The organism is Enterobacter sp. BIDMC92 (genome assembly GCF_001030225.1).
GTDB lineage: Bacteria > Pseudomonadota > Gammaproteobacteria > Enterobacterales > Enterobacteriaceae > Enterobacter > Enterobacter sichuanensis.
The window spans coordinates 3305145-3321547 of record NZ_KQ087598.1; the positions used below are offsets into that span (position 1 = coordinate 3305145).

General features: G+C 57.3%; 12 protein-coding genes. 7 read left to right on the forward strand and 5 right to left on the reverse strand.

Features of this window, described 5'->3' with window-relative positions; translation table 11 throughout:
• Positions 1 to 47: 47 nt before the first annotated feature.
• Positions 48 to 2684: a DNA topoisomerase (ATP-hydrolyzing) subunit A gene (gene gyrA / locus SP99_RS15465; RefSeq protein ID WP_047959135.1), complete on the reverse strand. Its 2637-nt coding sequence runs from the start codon at positions 2682 to 2684 to the stop codon at positions 48 to 50.
• A gap of 146 nt (positions 2685 to 2830) precedes the next feature.
• On the opposite strand from gyrA, the gene ubiG reads away from it, so the two are divergent.
• The 4 genes from ubiG to yfaE all read left to right on the forward strand — a co-directional run bounded on the left by ubiG (position 2831) and on the right by yfaE (position 7677).
• The gene (gene ubiG, locus SP99_RS15470; protein ID WP_025757205.1) at positions 2831 to 3559 is read left to right on the forward strand and encodes a bifunctional 2-polyprenyl-6-hydroxyphenol methylase/3-demethylubiquinol 3-O-methyltransferase UbiG; all 729 of its coding nucleotides are present in this window, start codon (positions 2831 to 2833) and stop codon (positions 3557 to 3559) included.
• Positions 3560 to 3906: 347 nt separating this feature from the next.
• Positions 3907 to 6192: a class 1a ribonucleoside-diphosphate reductase subunit alpha gene (gene nrdA / locus SP99_RS15475; protein ID WP_025757204.1), complete on the forward strand. Its 2286-nt coding sequence runs from the start codon at positions 3907 to 3909 to the stop codon at positions 6190 to 6192.
• A 100-nt stretch (positions 6193 to 6292) separates the two neighbouring features.
• Complete coding sequence (gene nrdB, locus SP99_RS15480) at positions 6293 to 7423, forward strand: class Ia ribonucleoside-diphosphate reductase subunit beta (protein WP_045286072.1); 1131 nt, start codon at positions 6293 to 6295, stop codon at positions 7421 to 7423.
• Positions 7423 to 7677, forward strand: coding sequence for a class I ribonucleotide reductase maintenance protein YfaE (gene yfaE, locus SP99_RS15485; RefSeq protein WP_025757202.1), 255 nt, complete (start codon positions 7423 to 7425; stop codon positions 7675 to 7677). Before nrdB ends, yfaE begins: the two co-directional genes overlap by 1 nt.
• Before the next feature lie 83 nt (positions 7678 to 7760).
• Here the strand turns inward: yfaE and glpQ are convergent, their stop codons facing one another.
• Together glpQ and glpT are read right to left on the reverse strand one after the other, a co-directional pair.
• Positions 7761 to 8822, reverse strand: coding sequence for a glycerophosphodiester phosphodiesterase (gene glpQ / locus SP99_RS15490; protein ID WP_047959136.1), 1062 nt, complete (start codon positions 8820 to 8822; stop codon positions 7761 to 7763).
• Between the two features lie 11 nt (positions 8823 to 8833).
• A complete protein-coding gene (gene glpT, locus SP99_RS15495) occupies positions 8834 to 10186 on the reverse strand; it encodes a glycerol-3-phosphate transporter (RefSeq protein WP_047959137.1) in 1353 nt (450 codons plus the stop codon).
• Positions 10187 to 10441: 255 nt separating this feature from the next.
• Between glpT and glpA the strand changes: the two genes are divergently transcribed.
• From glpA to glpC, 3 genes are read left to right on the forward strand one after another with little or no spacing between them, the layout of a single operon-like run.
• A complete protein-coding gene (glpA, locus tag SP99_RS15500; RefSeq protein ID WP_047959138.1) occupies positions 10442 to 12070 on the forward strand; it encodes an anaerobic glycerol-3-phosphate dehydrogenase subunit A in 1629 nt (542 codons plus the stop codon).
• Positions 12060 to 13277: a glycerol-3-phosphate dehydrogenase subunit GlpB gene (gene glpB / locus SP99_RS15505; RefSeq protein ID WP_025757199.1), complete on the forward strand. Its 1218-nt coding sequence runs from the start codon at positions 12060 to 12062 to the stop codon at positions 13275 to 13277. Before glpA ends, glpB begins: the two co-directional genes overlap by 11 nt.
• Positions 13274 to 14464 carry an anaerobic glycerol-3-phosphate dehydrogenase subunit GlpC gene (gene glpC / locus SP99_RS15510; RefSeq protein ID WP_047959139.1) on the forward strand — a complete coding sequence of 397 codons (1191 nt, stop codon included), beginning with the start codon at positions 13274 to 13276 and terminating at the stop codon, positions 14462 to 14464. Before glpB ends, glpC begins: the two co-directional genes overlap by 4 nt.
• A gap of 33 nt (positions 14465 to 14497) precedes the next feature.
• On the opposite strand, the gene SP99_RS15515 is transcribed toward glpC, so the two are convergent.
• The gene (locus SP99_RS15515) at positions 14498 to 15697 is read right to left on the reverse strand and encodes a nicotinamide mononucleotide deamidase-related protein YfaY (RefSeq protein WP_047959140.1); all 1200 of its coding nucleotides are present in this window, start codon (positions 15695 to 15697) and stop codon (positions 14498 to 14500) included.
• A gap of 93 nt (positions 15698 to 15790) precedes the next feature.
• Positions 15791 to 16330 (reverse strand): YfaZ family outer membrane protein, encoded by a 540-nt coding sequence (locus SP99_RS15520; RefSeq protein WP_047959141.1) that lies wholly within the window; start codon positions 16328 to 16330, stop codon positions 15791 to 15793.
• Positions 16331 to 16403 lie beyond the last annotated feature (73 nt).

The window sequence follows — 16403 nt, forward strand, 5'->3', positions numbered from 1 at the left end:
GCAAAAGAAAAGGGCCGGAATCCGGCCCTTTTTTGCATCAGGAGACATTACTCGTCAGCGTCGTCCGCTGCATCATCATCGGTGTCGGCTTCCGGCGCGATATCATCATCACCTTCCGCGACGCTACCGTCGATGGAGTCGAGCTCTTCGTCATCCACTGGCTCAGCAACGCGCTGCAGACCTACCACGTTTTCATCTTCCGCAGTGCGGATGAGGATCACACCCTGGGTGTTACGACCCACGACGCTGATCTCAGAAACGCGAGTACGCACCAGCGTACCGGCATCGGTGATCATCATGATCTGATCCGTATCGTCTACCTGCACCGCGCCAACAACGGAACCGTTGCGCTCGGTCACCTTGATAGAGATAACGCCCTGCGTGCCGCGAGACTTGGTTGGGTATTCCCCTTCCGCCGTACGTTTACCGTAACCATTCTGTGTGACGGTCAGGATGGCTCCTTCACCACGCGGAATGATCAGCGAAACGACGCTGTCTTCGCCCGCCAGCTTGATACCGCGAACGCCCGTCGCGGTACGGCCCATTGCGCGAACGGCGTCTTCTTTGAAGCGCACCACTTTACCGGCAGCAGAGAAGAGCATGACTTCATCGGAGCCCGAGGTCAGATCGACGCCAATCAGCTCGTCGCCTTCGTTCAGGTTCACCGCGATGATACCGGCAGAGCGTGGACGGCTGAATTCGGTCAGCGCGGTTTTCTTAACGGTACCGCTGGCGGTTGCCATAAAGACGTTCACGCCCTCTTCGTACTCACGTACCGGCAGAATGGCGGTGATACGTTCGTTCGCTTCCAGCGGCAGCAGGTTTACGATTGGACGACCACGTGCGCCACGGCTCGCTTCCGGCAGCTGATAGACTTTCATCCAGTACAGACGACCCCGGCTGGAGAAGCAGAGGATCGTGTCATGGGTGTTCGCCACCAGCAGACGGTCAATAAAGTCTTCTTCTTTAATACGTGCCGCAGACTTGCCCTTACCGCCACGACGCTGTGCTTCGTAGTCGGTCAACGGCTGGTACTTCACGTAGCCCTGGTGAGACAGGGTCACAACAACGTCTTCCTGGTTGATCAGGTCTTCGATGTTGATGTCCGCGCTGTTGGCGGTGATTTCGGTGCGACGCTCATCGCCGAACTGATCGCGGACCAGCTCCAGCTCTTCACGGATCACTTCCATCAGGCGCTCTGCGCTGCCCAGGATGTGCAGCAGCTCGGCAATTTGCTCAAGCAGCTCTTTATATTCGTCGAGCAGTTTTTCATGCTCAAGACCGGTCAGTTTCTGCAGACGCAGATCCAGAATCGCCTGGGCCTGCTGTTCAGTCAGGTAGTACTGACCGTCACGCACGCCAAACTCAGGCTCCAGCCACTCAGGACGCGCCGCGTCATCACCCGCACGCTCCAGCATCGCCGCAACGTTGCCCAGATCCCACGGACGGGAAATCAGCGCGGTTTTCGCTTCCGCCGGGGTCGGCGCGCGACGGATCAGTTCGATGATCGGGTCGATGTTGGCCAGCGCAACCGCCAGCGCTTCAAGAATGTGGGCACGGTCACGCGCTTTGCGCAGTTCAAAGATGGTACGGCGGGTCACCACTTCACGGCGGTGACGCACGAACGCGCTCAGGATCTCTTTCAGGTTCATGATCTTCGGCTGACCATGGTGCAGTGCAACCATGTTGATACCGAAGGAGACCTGAAGCTGAGTCTGGGAGTACAGATTGTTCAGCACAACCTCACCCACCGCGTCGCGTTTAATCTCAATCACGATGCGCATCCCGTCTTTATCAGACTCGTCACGCAGCGCGCTGATGCCTTCAACGCGTTTTTCTTTTACCAGCTCGGCGATTTTCTCAATCAGACGCGCTTTGTTCACCTGATACGGGATCTCGTGAACAATGATGGTTTCGCGGCCGGTTTTGGCGTCCGCTTCCACTTCAGCGCGGGCACGGATGTAGATCTTGCCGCGACCGGTACGGTACGCTTCTTCGATACCGCGACGACCGTTGATGATCGCCGCCGTCGGGAAGTCCGGGCCCGGGATGTGTTCCATCAGCCCTTCAATGCTGATGTCTTCATCGTCGATATAGGCCAGGCAGCCGTTGATCACTTCCGTGATGTTGTGCGGCGGAATGTTGGTTGCCATACCTACGGCGATACCGGACGAACCGTTGACCAGCAGGTTAGGGATTTTCGTTGGCATAACGTCAGGAATTTTTTCCGTGCCGTCGTAGTTATCAACGAAATCAACCGTCTCTTTTTCCAGGTCGGCCATCAGCTCATGGGCAATCTTCGCCAGACGGATTTCCGTATAACGCATTGCCGCGGCGGAGTCGCCGTCGATAGAACCAAAGTTACCCTGACCATCTACCAGCATGTAACGCAGCGAGAATGGCTGCGCCATACGGACGATAGTGTCGTACACCGCGGAATCACCATGGGGATGGTATTTACCGATTACGTCACCAACGACACGGGCAGATTTTTTGTAGGCTTTATTCCAGTCATTGCCCAATACGTTCATGGCGTATAGTACGCGACGGTGTACCGGCTTCAGGCCATCGCGGACGTCCGGCAGCGCACGGCCAACAATGACCGACATCGCATAGTCCAGATAGGAGCTCTTCAGCTCTTCCTCGATGTTAACCGGTGTAATTTCTCTCGCAAGGTCGCTCATCTAACCGCTATCCCTCTACTGTATCCCGGATTCAAAGGTCGCAAATTATAACACAGCCGAGGTGATACAGGTAAACCTATACGCTTTATTCACGGGGATTGCCTGATATACTCATTCGTCTTGCTAAATAAGGAGTAAAAGCGCCCATGAATGCCGAAAAATCCCCGGTGGCTCACAACGTTGACCACGAAGAGATTGCCAAATTTGAAGCGGTGGCCTCCCGCTGGTGGGATCTCGAAGGTGAGTTCAAACCGCTGCATCGCATTAATCCGCTGCGTCTGGGCTATATCGCGGAGCGTTCCGGCGGTCTGTTCGGTAAGAAAGTGCTCGATGTCGGCTGCGGCGGCGGTATCCTGGCTGAGAGCATGGCGCGCGAAGGGGCGAACGTCACGGGTCTGGATATGGGCTTCGAGCCGTTGCAGGTTGCCCGTCTGCATGCCCTGGAGTCGGGTATTCAGGTTGAATATGTGCAGGAAACCGTCGAAGAACACGCGGCGAAACATGCTCATCAGTACGATGTGGTGACCTGCATGGAGATGCTGGAGCACGTTCCCGATCCGCAATCCGTGGTGCACGCCTGTGCAAAACTGGTGAAACCGGGCGGCCAGGTCTTCTTCTCAACCATCAACCGTAATGGTAAAGCCTGGCTGATGGCCGTCGTCGGTGCGGAGTATGTGCTGCGCATGGTGCCGAAAGGGACGCACGACGCGAAGAAATTCATCAAGCCTGCGGAGTTGTTAAGCTGGGTTGACCAGACGTGGCTCAAAGAGCAGCACATTACCGGCCTGCACTACAATCCGCTGACCAATAAATTCAAACTCGCACCGGGCGTTGATGTTAACTATATGTTGCACACAACCGCCAAAAACGACTAACGTCATTCGTTATTCTTATAAAGATTGCGCGACATCATGTTGCGCAATTCTGACCACCCGTCGAAGAAATCAGCACTCGATCAAATTTTGTATTTTTTTTCTTAATTATTGACATCTCTTCCAGGCCTTACAGCACGAGGACTTAGCCTTTTTTACCCTTTCACAACCTCAATTTAACGTCAAAATCAACCCTTGTGCTGAAAAGAATCCTTACTAGAATACTCACCATATAGCGTTTTACTTATCGCAAACCCCCTATATGTAGTATTTATCCACAGAGTTAGTCACAAGACGGTTCTGTGGATAAGCGGGGGATATTTTTTATTTCACGGACAGGTAAACCCCACATGAATCAGAGTCTGCTGGTGACAAAGCGCGACGGTACTACCGAGCGTATCAATCTGGACAAAATCCATCGAGTTCTCGACTGGGCAGCAGAAGGACTGAACAACGTATCTATCTCCCAGGTTGAACTGCGTTCTCACATCCAGTTCTACGACGGCATTAAAACGTCTGATATCCACGAAACCATCATCAAAGCGGCGGCAGACCTGATCTCCCGCGAAGCACCGGATTATCAGTACCTTGCGGCACGTCTGGCCATTTTCCACCTGCGTAAAAAAGCCTACGGCCAGTTTGAGCCGCCGAAGCTGTACGACCACGTGGTGAAAATGGTTGAACTGGGCAAATACGACACGCATCTGCTGGAAGACTATACGGAAGAAGAGTTCGAGCAGATGAACGGGTTTATCGATCACTGGCGCGATATGAACTTCTCCTATGCGGCAGTGAAGCAGCTCGAAGGCAAATACCTGGTTCAGAACCGTGTAACCGGTGAGATCTACGAAAGCGCCCAGTTCCTCTATATTCTGGTGGCCGCCTGCCTGTTCTCCAACTATCCGCGTGAAACCCGTCTGGACTACGTAAAGCGTTTCTACGATGCGGTTTCTACGTTCAAGATTTCTCTGCCTACGCCAATCATGTCTGGCGTGCGTACTCCAACCCGTCAGTTCAGCTCCTGCGTACTGATCGAGTGCGGTGACAGCCTGGATTCCATCAACGCCACCTCCAGCGCCATTGTGAAATACGTTTCCCAGCGTGCCGGTATCGGTATCAACGCCGGTCGCATTCGTGCGCTGGGCAGCCCGATTCGCGGCGGTGAAGCGTTCCACACCGGCTGTATCCCGTTCTACAAACACTTCCAGACGGCCGTGAAATCCTGCTCTCAGGGCGGCGTGCGCGGTGGTGCAGCGACCCTGTTCTACCCAATGTGGCACCTGGAAGTGGAAAGCCTGCTGGTCCTGAAAAACAACCGCGGCGTGGAAGGCAACCGCGTGCGTCACATGGACTACGGCGTACAGATCAACAAGCTGATGTATACCCGTCTGCTGAAAGGCGAAGATATCACCCTGTTCAGCCCGTCTGACGTCCCGGGCCTGTATGACGCGTTCTTCGCCGATCAGGACGAGTTCGAGCGTCTGTATACCAAATACGAAAAAGATGACAGCATCCGTAAACAGCGCGTGAAAGCGGTCGATCTGTTCTCCCTGATGATGCAGGAACGTGCCTCTACCGGTCGTATCTACATCCAGAACGTTGACCACTGCAACACCCACAGCCCGTTTGACCCGGTTGTTGCACCAGTGCGCCAGTCTAACCTGTGCCTGGAGATCGCCCTGCCGACCAAACCGCTGGAAGACGTGAACGACGAAAACGGTGAAATTGCGCTGTGTACGCTGTCCGCGTTCAACCTGGGTGCGATTAAGAGCCTGGACGAGCTGGAAGAGCTGGCTGTGCTGGCCGTCCGCGCCCTCGACGCCCTGCTGGACTACCAGGATTACCCAATCCCGGCCGCAAAACGCGGTGCGATGGGCCGTCGTACCCTGGGTATCGGCGTGATCAACTTCGCCTACTGGCTGGCGAAAAACGGCAAGCGTTACTCTGACGGCAGCGCCAACAACCTGACCCACCAGACGTTTGAAGCCATTCAGTACTATCTGATGAAAGCCTCTAACGAGCTGGCGAAAGAGCAAGGCGCGTGCCCGTGGTTCAACGAAACCACCTATGCGAAAGGCATTCTGCCTATCGACACCTACAAGAAAGACCTGGATGCGATTGTCAGCGAGCCGCTGCATCTCGACTGGGAAGGCCTGCGCGAGTCCATCAAGACCTACGGCCTGCGTAACTCCACGCTCTCTGCCCTGATGCCGTCCGAGACCTCTTCGCAGATCTCCAACGCCACCAACGGTATTGAGCCACCGCGCGGCCACGTTAGCATCAAAGCCTCGAAAGACGGCGTGCTGCGTCAGGTGGTGCCGGATTACGAGACACTGGGTGACAACTACGAGCTGCTGTGGGAAATGCCTAACAACGACGGCTACCTGCAGCTGGTGGGTATCATGCAGAAATTTATCGACCAGTCGATCTCTGCCAATACCAACTACGACCCGACGCGCTTCCCGTCTGGCAAGGTTCCGATGCAGCAACTGCTGAAAGACCTGCTGACCGCCTACAAATTTGGCGTGAAAACCCTGTACTATCACAACACCCGTGATGGTGCGGAAGACGCGCAGGACGACCTGGTTCCGTCAATTCAGGACGATGGCTGCGAAAGCGGCGCATGTAAGATCTAAGCACTTTGCCGGGTAGCGCTACGCTTACCCGGCCTACGATTTTGTAGGCCCGGCAAACGCAGTGCCGCCGGGCAATAAAATCTCAACAGGACTCACCGCAATGGCATATACCACCTTTTCACAGACGAAAAACGACCAGCTCAAAGAGCCGATGTTCTTCGGCCAGCCGGTCAACGTGGCACGCTACGATCAGCAAAAATATGACATCTTTGAAAAGCTGATTGAAAAGCAACTCTCCTTCTTCTGGCGTCCGGAAGAAGTGGACGTTTCCCGCGACCGTATTGACTACCAGTCGTTGCCGGATCACGAAAAACATATCTTTATCAGCAACCTGAAATACCAGACGCTGCTGGACTCCATTCAGGGACGTAGCCCGAACGTGGCGCTGCTGCCGCTGATCTCCATTCCTGAGCTCGAAACCTGGGTGGAAACCTGGGCGTTCTCCGAGACGATCCACTCCCGCTCTTACACCCATATCATCCGCAACATCGTCAACGATCCGGCGGTGGTATTTGACGATATCGTCACCAATGAGCAGATCCAGAAGCGCGCGGAAGGCATTGCCCATTACTACGACGAGCTGATTGAGATGACCAGCTACTGGCATCTGTTGGGCGAAGGCACTCACCATGTGAACGGTAAAACCATCACCGTGAACCTGCGTGCGCTGAAAAAGCAGCTGTATCTGTGTCTGATGAGCGTCAACGCGCTGGAAGCGATCCGCTTCTACGTGAGCTTTGCCTGCTCCTTCGCCTTTGCCGAGCGCAAGCTGATGGAAGGTAACGCCAAAATCATCCGTCTGATCGCCCGTGACGAAGCCCTGCACCTGACCGGTACCCAGCACATGCTGAATCTGCTGCGCAGCGGTTCGGACGACCCGGAGATGGCGCAAATTGCCGAAGAGTGCAAACAGGAGTGCTATGACCTGTTCGTGCTGGCGGCCCAGCAGGAGAAAGAGTGGGCAGACTATCTGTTCCGCGACGGCTCCATGATTGGCCTGAACAAAGATATTCTGTGCCAGTACGTTGAGTACATTACCAACATCCGTATGCAGGCGGTTGGTCTCGACCTGCCGTTCCAGACGCGCTCTAACCCTATCCCGTGGATCAACACCTGGCTGGTGTCCGATAACGTGCAGGTGGCGCCACAGGAAGTGGAAGTCAGTTCTTACCTGGTCGGTCAGATTGATTCTGAAGTGAACACTGACGACCTGAGCGACTTCCAGCTCTGATGACGCGCGTCACGCTGAGCCTTTCGGGCACCGAAGTGCTGTGCCAGGAAGAGCACCCTTCCCTGCTGGTGGCGCTTGAAGCGCATCAGGTGGAGGTGGAGTACCAGTGTCGTGAAGGTTATTGCGGCTCCTGCCGCTGCCGCCTGGTCGCAGGCCAGGTGGACTGGCTGACCGAACCGCTGGCCTTTATCAACGAAGGGGAAATTTTGCCCTGCTGCTGCCGGGCAAAAGGCGATATAGAAATCGAGATGTGATTGTGTCGGGTGACGCTTCGCTTACCCGACCTACAAAACCGCAGTTCGTAGGCCGGGTAAGGCGCAGCCGCCACCCGGCAATTTCAGCGTTTATCCTTCAAAAAACTCACCGCTTTATCCGGGAAATCCGTAAACAGTCCGTCCACGCCCGCCTGGTTGTACAACACTTCATAAAGCTGATTCACGTCCGTGGCATACGGCGGCAGCTGGTCTGCGCGCACCGTGTACGGATGGACCTGCATCTTGCTGGCATGCGCCTCTTTCACCATCGCCGTCAGCTTCACGTGGCCCGGTGTAGAGCCCTCTGCCACCAGCATGTGGTAATCCGGCCCGATACCGTCAGCGTACTGCGCTATCTGCTTCATCGCGCCCGGCTTAAACATCCAGTCGTAGTTGTAGTTTACCCACTTGCCGTCCGGCTGCTTCTCCTGGGTTTCATTCCAGTCGGTGTAGGCAATCAGCTGCACCAGATTGAGATCCATCCCCATCTTCGGCTCCAGCTCGGTTTTGATGCGCTTGAGCTCAGCGGCGTCAAAACACTGCAGATAAACCTTGTCCTTCTTGCTGGTGTAGCCGTACTGCTTCAGCACTTCCAGCGTTTTCGCGGCAATGTCTTTCCCTTCCTGGTGGTGGAACCACGGCGCCTTGATTTCCGGGTAGATGCCGATATTTTTCCCGGTTGAGTGGTTCAGCCCCTGAACAAACTCAATCTCGTCCTGGAAGGTATGGATCCGGAAGTCAGATTTGCCCATCGGGAAACGCCCCGGATAAACCTGCTTCTTCTTGCCATTTTCAATCTCGAAGCCTTCCGTGAACTTCAGCGAGCGGATTTCTGCCAGCGTAAAGTCAATGGCGTAGTAGCGGCCATCTTTGCGGGCGCGGTCCGGGAAACGCTCCGCCACGTCCGTCACGCGGTCAAGGTAGTGATCGTGCAGGACAACCAGCTGGTCATCCTTCGTCATCACCAGATCCTGCTCCAGATAATCCGCGCCCTGCGCATAGGCCATCGCTTTTGCCGGCAGCGTATGCTCCGGCAAATAGCCGCTCGCACCGCGGTGGGCGATGACGATTTTATCTGCCGCCAGCGCGGACCCGGTCATCAGGCCCGCCAGCAGCAGGCCCGTCGCTAACTGTGTTAATTTCATAACAATGCTCCTTATTGACGACGTGCCAGCACTTCCGAGTGGTGACGTTTTTCACCGATCATCACAACAACCAGCAGCAGGACCGCCAGCACGCTGCCGCCAATCATCACCATAAAGCCGCCGTCCCAGCCGAAGAAGTCAACGGTGTAGCCGACAATGGCGCTCGCCGCGACCGAACCGCCCAGATAGCCAAACAGACCGGTAAAGCCCGCCGCCGTGCCTGCCGCTTTTTTCGGTGCCAGCTCCAGAGCGTGCAGACCAATCAGCATTACCGGACCGTAAATCAGGAAGCCGATGACGATCATACAGGCCATATCAACTGATGGGTTGCCCGGCGGGTTGAGCCAGTAGACCACGGTGGCGATGGTGACCAGAGTCATAAAGAAGACGCCCGTCGCACCGCGGTTGCCTTTAAACACTTTGTCCGACATCCAGCCGCAAATCAGGGTGCCCGGGATCCCCGCATATTCATACAGGAAGTAGGCCCAGGAGGATTTATCCAGCGCGAAGTGCTTCACCTCTTTCAGGTAAGTCGGCGACCAGTCGAGAATGCCGTAGCGCAGCAGATAAACGAACACGTTGGCGACCGCGATATACCACAGCAGCTTGTTAGGCAGCACGTACTTCATGAAGATCTGCTTTGCCGTCAGCTCTTCTTCGTGCTTCTCGCTGTAATCATCCGGGTAGTCGTTTTTGTACTCTTCAATCGGGGGCAGGCCGCAGGACTGCGGCGTGTCACGCATCAGGGCGAAGGCAATAATCGCCACCAGAATGGCGCCAAAGGCCGGCATGTAGAGCGCCGCATGCCAGTCGTTAAACCAGGCCATCCCCAGCAGGAACAGCAGAGGTGGAATGCCGCCCCCCACGTTATGCGCACAGTTCCATACCGACACGATGCCGCCACGCTCTTTCTGCGACCACCAGTGCACCATGGTACGTCCGCATGGCGGCCATCCCATCCCCTGGAACCAGCCGCAGAGGAACAGCAGCACGAACATGATGGCAATGCTGGAGGTTGCCCACGGCACAAAGCCCATAAACAGCATGACCGCAGCCGCGAGGATCAGACCCGCCGGCAGGAACACGCGCGGATTCGAGCGATCCGAGACGGACCCCATGATGAATTTGGAAAAACCGTAGGCGATGGAGATCCCCGACAGCGCGAACCCCAGATCGCCGCGCGAAAAGCCCTGCTCCACCAGATACGGCATAGCAAGCGCGAAGTTTTTGCGCACAAGGTAGTACGCCGCGTACCCGAAGAAGATCCCGAGGAAAATTTGCCAACGCAGACGGCGGTATAGCGGATCAATTTCTGCCTCTGGGAGACGCGCCCGATGCGGCGCAGGTTTGAAGATACTGAGCATGACAGCCTCCGTGGCCAGCTATTGAATTTACAGGGGTTTAACTGCCCCATACTTCAGAGAGGTCGCGATGTTAAGAAATCACGGTGATTGTTACTGTGAATCAACGCACAAATTGTTACAGAAATATGACAGGATGCGCAAAAAAGCGCATGAAATCACGTTTCACTTTCGAATTTCGCTCGTTTGTGTTCGAAATCAAACAAACCACAGTATTCATGTGGCTAAATGATAAAAAACGAACACTGAGGGATGACAATGACAATTCACGATCCACGCTTTCGCGATGTGATTATCATTGGCGGTGGCGCAACCGGCGCCGGCATCGCACGCGATTGTGCCCTGCGGGGGTTAAGCGTCACGCTGGTGGAGCGCCATGACATTGCGACAGGCGCAACCGGACGCAATCATGGACTGCTTCACAGCGGCGCCCGCTACGCCGTGACGGACGGCGAATCAGCACGCGAATGTATCGCCGAAAATCAGATCCTGCGGCGTATTGCCCGCCACTGCATTGAGCCGACCGACGGTCTGTTTATCACCCTTCCCGAAGACGATCTCGCCTTTCAGTCAACTTTTATGGCGGCATGTCATGCGGCGGGGATTCAGGCCGAGGCCATCGACCCGGCCCTCGCGCGCCGCATTGAACCCGCCGTCAACCCTGCCCTGACGGGCGCGGTCAAAGTGCCCGACGGGACGGTTGATCCCTTTCGCCTGACGGCCGCCAATATGCTGGACGCCCGCGAGCATGGGGCGCACATCCTGACCGGGCACGAAGTAACCGGGCTGATCCGTGAAGGCCATCGCATCTGCGGCGTGCGGGTGTTTGATACGCAATACAACGAACACAGCGAGCTGTTTGCCTCCGTCGTCATCAATGCCGCCGGGATCTGGGGTCAACGTATTGCGGAATATGCTGACCTGTCGGTACGCATGTTCCCGGCGAAAGGCTCCCTGCTGATCCTCGACCACCGCATTAATAACCATGTGATCAACCGCTGCCGCAAACCCTCCGATGCCGATATTCTGGTGCCGGGCGATACCATTTCGTTAATCGGCACCACCTCCACCCACGTGGACTACAGCGAAATTGATTACAACCGCGTGACCGCCGAAGAGGTGGACATCCTGCTGCGCGAAGGGGAAAAACTGGCCCCGGTCATGGCGCAGACCCGGATCCTCCGCGCCTATGCCGGCGTCCGCCCGCTGGTGGCCAGCGACGACGATCCGAGCGGGCGTAACGTCAGCCGCGGCATTGTGCTGCTCGATCACGCCGCGCGCGATGGACTGGACGGGTTTATCACGATTACAGGCGGCAAGCTGATGACCTATCGTCTGATGGCCGAATGGGCGACAGATGCCGTCTGTCGCAAGCTGGGCAATACCGAACGGTGCGTGACGGCAGAGCAGCCTTTACCCGGATCGCGCCAGTCTACCGAGAAAACGCTGCAAAAAATCATCTCCCTGCCCGCGCCGCTGCGCGGGTCCGCAATTTACCGCCACGGCGACAGAACGCCACAGTGGCTCGGTGAAGGACGATTGAGCCGCAGCCTGGTGTGCGAGTGCGAAGCCGTGACCGCTGGTGAAGTGCAGTACGCGGTGGAGAACCTGACGGTCAATAGCCTGCTCGATCTCCGCCGCCGCACCCGCGTCGGAATGGGAACCTGCCAGGGTGAGCTCTGCGCCTGCCGTGCCGCCGGGCTGCTGCAGCGTTTTCATACCACCACCGCCACCCAGTCGCTCGATCAGCTCAGCGCGTTTTTAAACGAACGCTGGAAGGGGATTCAGCCTGTCGCCTGGGGTGATGCCCTGCGGGAAAGCGAGTTTACCCGCTGGGTCTACCAGGGACTGTGCGGTCTTGAGAAGGAGCAACACGATGAAATTTGATGCCGTGATTGTCGGCGGCGGGCTGGCAGGCCTGCTTTGTGGAATCAAACTCACAAAGCAGGGGCTGCGCTGCGCCATTATCACCCGGGGACAGAGCGCCCTGCACTTTTCGTCAGGCTCGCTGGATCTGGTGGACGAAACCTGCCGCGAAAAGCTGCCGCCGGAGCACCCGTATCACCTGATTGGCGCGCAACATATTGACCGCTTTGCCCTGGAAACCGAAGCGCTGCTGGCAGAGTGCGGAGCACGTCTGCAGGGAAGCGCCAGGCAAAATCATCAGCGCGTCACGCCGCTTGGCACCCTGCGTTCCGCCTGGCTCAGCCCGGAGGAGGTGCCCGTTGCCCCGTTCAGCGCCGCGCGCGTGCGGGTGGTGGGCATCAGCGGTTTTCTGGATTTTCAGCCCCATCTCGCGGCAGCGTCACTCTGTCGCCAGGGGGTTAATGCTGACACCGCAGAGATAGAGCTGCCAGAGCTGGACGTTCTGCGCGATAACCCAAGTGAATTTCGCGCGGTGAATATCGCCCGTTTCCTTGATAACGAAGAGAAATGGCCGCTGCTGTATGAGGCACTCAGCCCGCTTGCGGCAGGATGCGATGCGCTATTGATGCCCGCCTGCTTTGGCTTAAACGACAACCGACTCTGGCGCTGGCTCTCAGACCGTCTGCCCTGCACGCTCGGTTTGTTGCCCACGCTGCCCCCTTCCGTACCCGGCATTCGCCTGCATACCCAACTCCAGCGCCAGTTTGTTGCGCAGGGTGGCGTCTGGATGGCAGGGGATGAAGTGAAAAAAATTACCCTGACGGACGGCGCGGTGAACGAAATCTGGACGCGCAACCACGATGATATCCCCCTTCGGGCCCGTTATACGGTGCTGGCCAGCGGCAGTTTCTTCAGTAACGGGCTGCTGAGTAGCCGGGAGGGCATCCGGGAAGCGATTATGGGGCTGGATGTCCGGCAGAGCGCCTCCCGCGCGGACTGGTACCAGAGCGATTTCTTCTCGCCGCAGCCCTGGCAACAGTTTGGCGTCATCGTCGATAACCGGCTACATCCGCAGCTTGCCGGTAAGCCCGTCAGTAATCTTTTTGCCATTGGCTCGCTGCTGGGTGGATACGACCCCATCGCCCAGGGCTGCGGTGGCGGCGTCTGCGCCGTTACGGCGCTGTATGCGGCAGAGCAGATTAGCCAGCGCATGGAGGCTGAACAATGAACGATACCCGTTTTGAAAGCTGCATCAAATGCACGGTGTGTACCACGGTCTGCCCGGTCAGCGGCGTCAATCCACGCTATCCAGGCCCGAAACAGGCCGGGCCGGACGGCGAACGCCTGCGCCTGAAGGACGGCAAGCTGTACGACGAAGCCCTGAAGTACTGCATCAACTGCAAACGCTGTGAAGTCGCCTGCCCATCAGATGTGAAAATCGGCGATATCATCCAGCGCGCCCGGGCGCGCTACAGCACGCAAAAACCGTCACTGCGAGACGCCATTCTGAGCCATACCGATCTGATGGGCAGCCTGTCGACACCGTTCGCTCCGCTGGTAAACGCCGCAACCTCCCTCAAACCGGTACGACAGCTGCTGGATGCCACCCTTAAGATCGATCATCACCGCAGCCTGCCGAAATATTCTCACGGCACCTTCCGCCGCTGGTACACGTCCGTCGCGGCGAAGCAGGCGCAGTATGCCGACCAGGTGGCTTTTTTCCACGGCTGCTACGTGAACTACAACCACCCGCAGCTGGGGAAAGATCTGCTGAAGGTGCTGAACGCCATGGGAACAGGCGTACAGCTACTGAACAAGGAGAAGTGCTGCGGCGTGCCGCTGATTGCCAACGGGTTTACCGATAAAGCGCGCAGGCAGGCGCAGAGCAACGTCACGTCGCTGCGCGAAGCCATCGTCGAGAAAGGTATTCCGGTGCTGACGACCTCCTCCACCTGTACCTTTACCCTGCGCGATGAGTACCCCCATCTGCTGGATGTGGATAACCGCGGGCTGCGCGAGCACATCGAGCTGGCGACGCGTTTCCTGTGGCGCAAACTGGACAGCGGGCAGACCCTGCCGCTCAGAAAATTGCCCCTGAAAGTGGTGTATCACACGCCGTGTCATATGGAGAAAATGGGTTGGTCGCTGTATACGCTGGAGCTGCTGCGGTTAATCCCGGGCCTGGAGCTGACGGTGCTGGATTCGCGCTGCTGCGGAATTGCGGGAACCTACGGCTTTAAACGGGAAAACTACGACACGTCACAGGCAATTGGCGCCCCGCTGTTCCGTCAGATTGAAGAGAGCGGCGCGGATATCGTGGTGACCGACTGCGAAACCTGCAAGTGGCAGATTGAGATGTCCACAAGCTTACGCTGTGAACATCCGATTACCCTGCTGGCGAAGGCGCTGGGCTGAACATGGCCGGGGCGAAAGGCCCCGGCCAACGTTTTACTCAACGAACAGCGACTCGACAACGTGGATCCAGCCGTGCTCGCTGGCCACCTCTTTGCCATTCAACCAGCGGCGCAGCATGTTCAGGGCCATCATCGCACAAACCTCCTGACGCACCGCCAGGCTGTGGCGGGTGATACTCATCTTAACCCGCAGTGCCCAGGTGCCTTCCGGCGTGGCCAGCGCGAAGTTAAGGTATTCCTCATCCAGCCCCCCGACAAACAGCGCCAGTCCGGCAAAATGTTTTACCCTTCTTTCAGATGCCCAACGGGCGGTCTGCGCCAGGGTCTCCTGCTGGAACGGCACCACTTCGCTGGCCAACAGCGGCGCGTTGACGCGAGACAACTGCAGCGCCAGCAGGCCGCCGGTGAACTGCTCGCTTAAGGTCACGCTCAGCTGGCGCGACTGCAGATGCTTCGCAATCTGCGCCGGTAGCCCTTCCGTGCCTTCGAAAATCAGGCTTTCGCCCGCCACGCGCTGCACCTCAGGCCACAAGGCCAGCATCGCCTCTTTCTGCGTTGCTGGCCCGGTCAGCTTAAGCTCAATGATTGGCATGGAGGAGCGATAGCCCATGGAGACGCCCGGCGGGAGTGAGAGGTGATCGAGGCTCTGGGCCAGATCACTTTCAGAGCGGCCAAAAGTGGTCAGGCGCAGGCAAAGCGGGGGTTCCGGCAGGGTAAAGCGCTGGCGAAGGCGCGGCAGGATCTGCTGCTCGACCATCACCTTAAATTCTGAGGGCACGCCCGGCGTAAAGAACATCAGGCAACGGTTCAACTGCATGGCAAACCCACATGCGGTACCAACCGGGTTATCGACCAGCTCCGCGCTGGCGGGGATCTCAGCCTGTTTGCGGTTGCTGGGGGCCATGACGCGACCGCGTTCGGCGAAAAAGCGCTCCATCTGCGAGAGCCACGCTTCATGCAGCACCAGCCCTTCGCCTTTGGCAGTCGCAGCGGCCAGCGCGCTGAGGTCGTCGCTGGTGGGGCCGAGCCCACCGTTAACAATCAGCACGTCACAGTGTTCGCTGCGTTCGCGCAGAACACTCACCAGCGACTCAAGATTGTCGCCCACGGTATTGCGGCGCGTTAACGGTAATCCTTGCTCAAAGAAAAGATCGGCAAGCCAGGCGGCATTGGTATCAATAATTTGTCCATGCAGCACTTCGTCGCCGGTGGATAACATCTCCACGTTAATCATTATGTTCTCCCGCTTATTTGGTCAGAACACTATAGCGCAAACGTGGGTGGGAGAAGAGAGAAACTGGCGCGACAGCGTGCCGCGCCGGTGTGTTTAGAAGCCTGCGCTAACGCCCACGTATGGACCGTCAGCCAGCGCATTGTCGCGGTTGCCGTCTTTGCCGGCCAGGTTCAGATAACGATAGCCCGCTTCAATGGTAATCGGACGCATGATGGTCCAGCGCGCACCGGCGTTGGCCTCTTCATAGCTGTCGATACCGCTGGAAAGCGAGTCCGGTGAGTAGTAGTACTCGCCGAACAGGCCGAAGCTGTCGCCAATTTTCCACTGCAGGCCGCCGCCCACCGCCGCCGCGTACCCTTCGTCACCGTCATTCGGGTTGGTGTAGATACCTTTACCGCCAACAGTCGCCAGGAACGGGCCCAGCGGAACGTTCAGACCGAGACCGAGGCTTGCCGCGTCGCCGTCGTCATCGTTATGCGTCCAGCCACCGGTCATCGCCAGACCGGAGGTTTCCGTTCCCATGCCGAAGCCCAGGTGGGTATAATCCTGACCCGCCGAGCCGTTAATGCTAATGGCGTTTGCCGCCGCAGAAACAACCATCAGGCCCAAGCCCATTAATGCCACTTTTTTCATTATTGCGATCCCGCACATTTTATAGAGAAGTCCCAAAACCGCGAGATTTTAACCGGAGTCTTCCGGGGATCAA

Excerpts from the sequence above, each read along its gene's own strand:
- gyrA (WP_047959135.1), bottom strand. The coding sequence starts at position 2,684 with ATGAGCGACCTTGCGAGAGAAATTACACCGGTTAACATCGAGGAAGAG.
- ubiG (WP_025757205.1), top strand. The coding sequence starts at position 2,831 with ATGAATGCCGAAAAATCCCCGGTGGCTCACAACGTTGACCACGAAGAG.
- nrdA (WP_025757204.1), top strand. The coding sequence starts at position 3,907 with ATGAATCAGAGTCTGCTGGTGACAAAGCGCGACGGTACTACCGAGCGT.
- nrdB (WP_045286072.1), top strand. The coding sequence starts at position 6,293 with ATGGCATATACCACCTTTTCACAGACGAAAAACGACCAGCTCAAAGAG.
- yfaE (WP_025757202.1), top strand. The coding sequence starts at position 7,423 with ATGACGCGCGTCACGCTGAGCCTTTCGGGCACCGAAGTGCTGTGCCAG.
- glpQ (WP_047959136.1), bottom strand. The coding sequence starts at position 8,822 with ATGAAATTAACACAGTTAGCGACGGGCCTGCTGCTGGCGGGCCTGATG.
- glpT (WP_047959137.1), bottom strand. The coding sequence starts at position 10,186 with ATGCTCAGTATCTTCAAACCTGCGCCGCATCGGGCGCGTCTCCCAGAG.
- glpA (WP_047959138.1), top strand. The coding sequence starts at position 10,442 with ATGACAATTCACGATCCACGCTTTCGCGATGTGATTATCATTGGCGGT.
- glpB (WP_025757199.1), top strand. The coding sequence starts at position 12,060 with ATGAAATTTGATGCCGTGATTGTCGGCGGCGGGCTGGCAGGCCTGCTT.
- glpC (WP_047959139.1), top strand. The coding sequence starts at position 13,274 with ATGAACGATACCCGTTTTGAAAGCTGCATCAAATGCACGGTGTGTACC.
- SP99_RS15515 (WP_047959140.1), bottom strand. The coding sequence starts at position 15,697 with ATGATTAACGTGGAGATGTTATCCACCGGCGACGAAGTGCTGCATGGA.
- SP99_RS15520 (WP_047959141.1), bottom strand. The coding sequence starts at position 16,330 with ATGAAAAAAGTGGCATTAATGGGCTTGGGCCTGATGGTTGTTTCTGCG.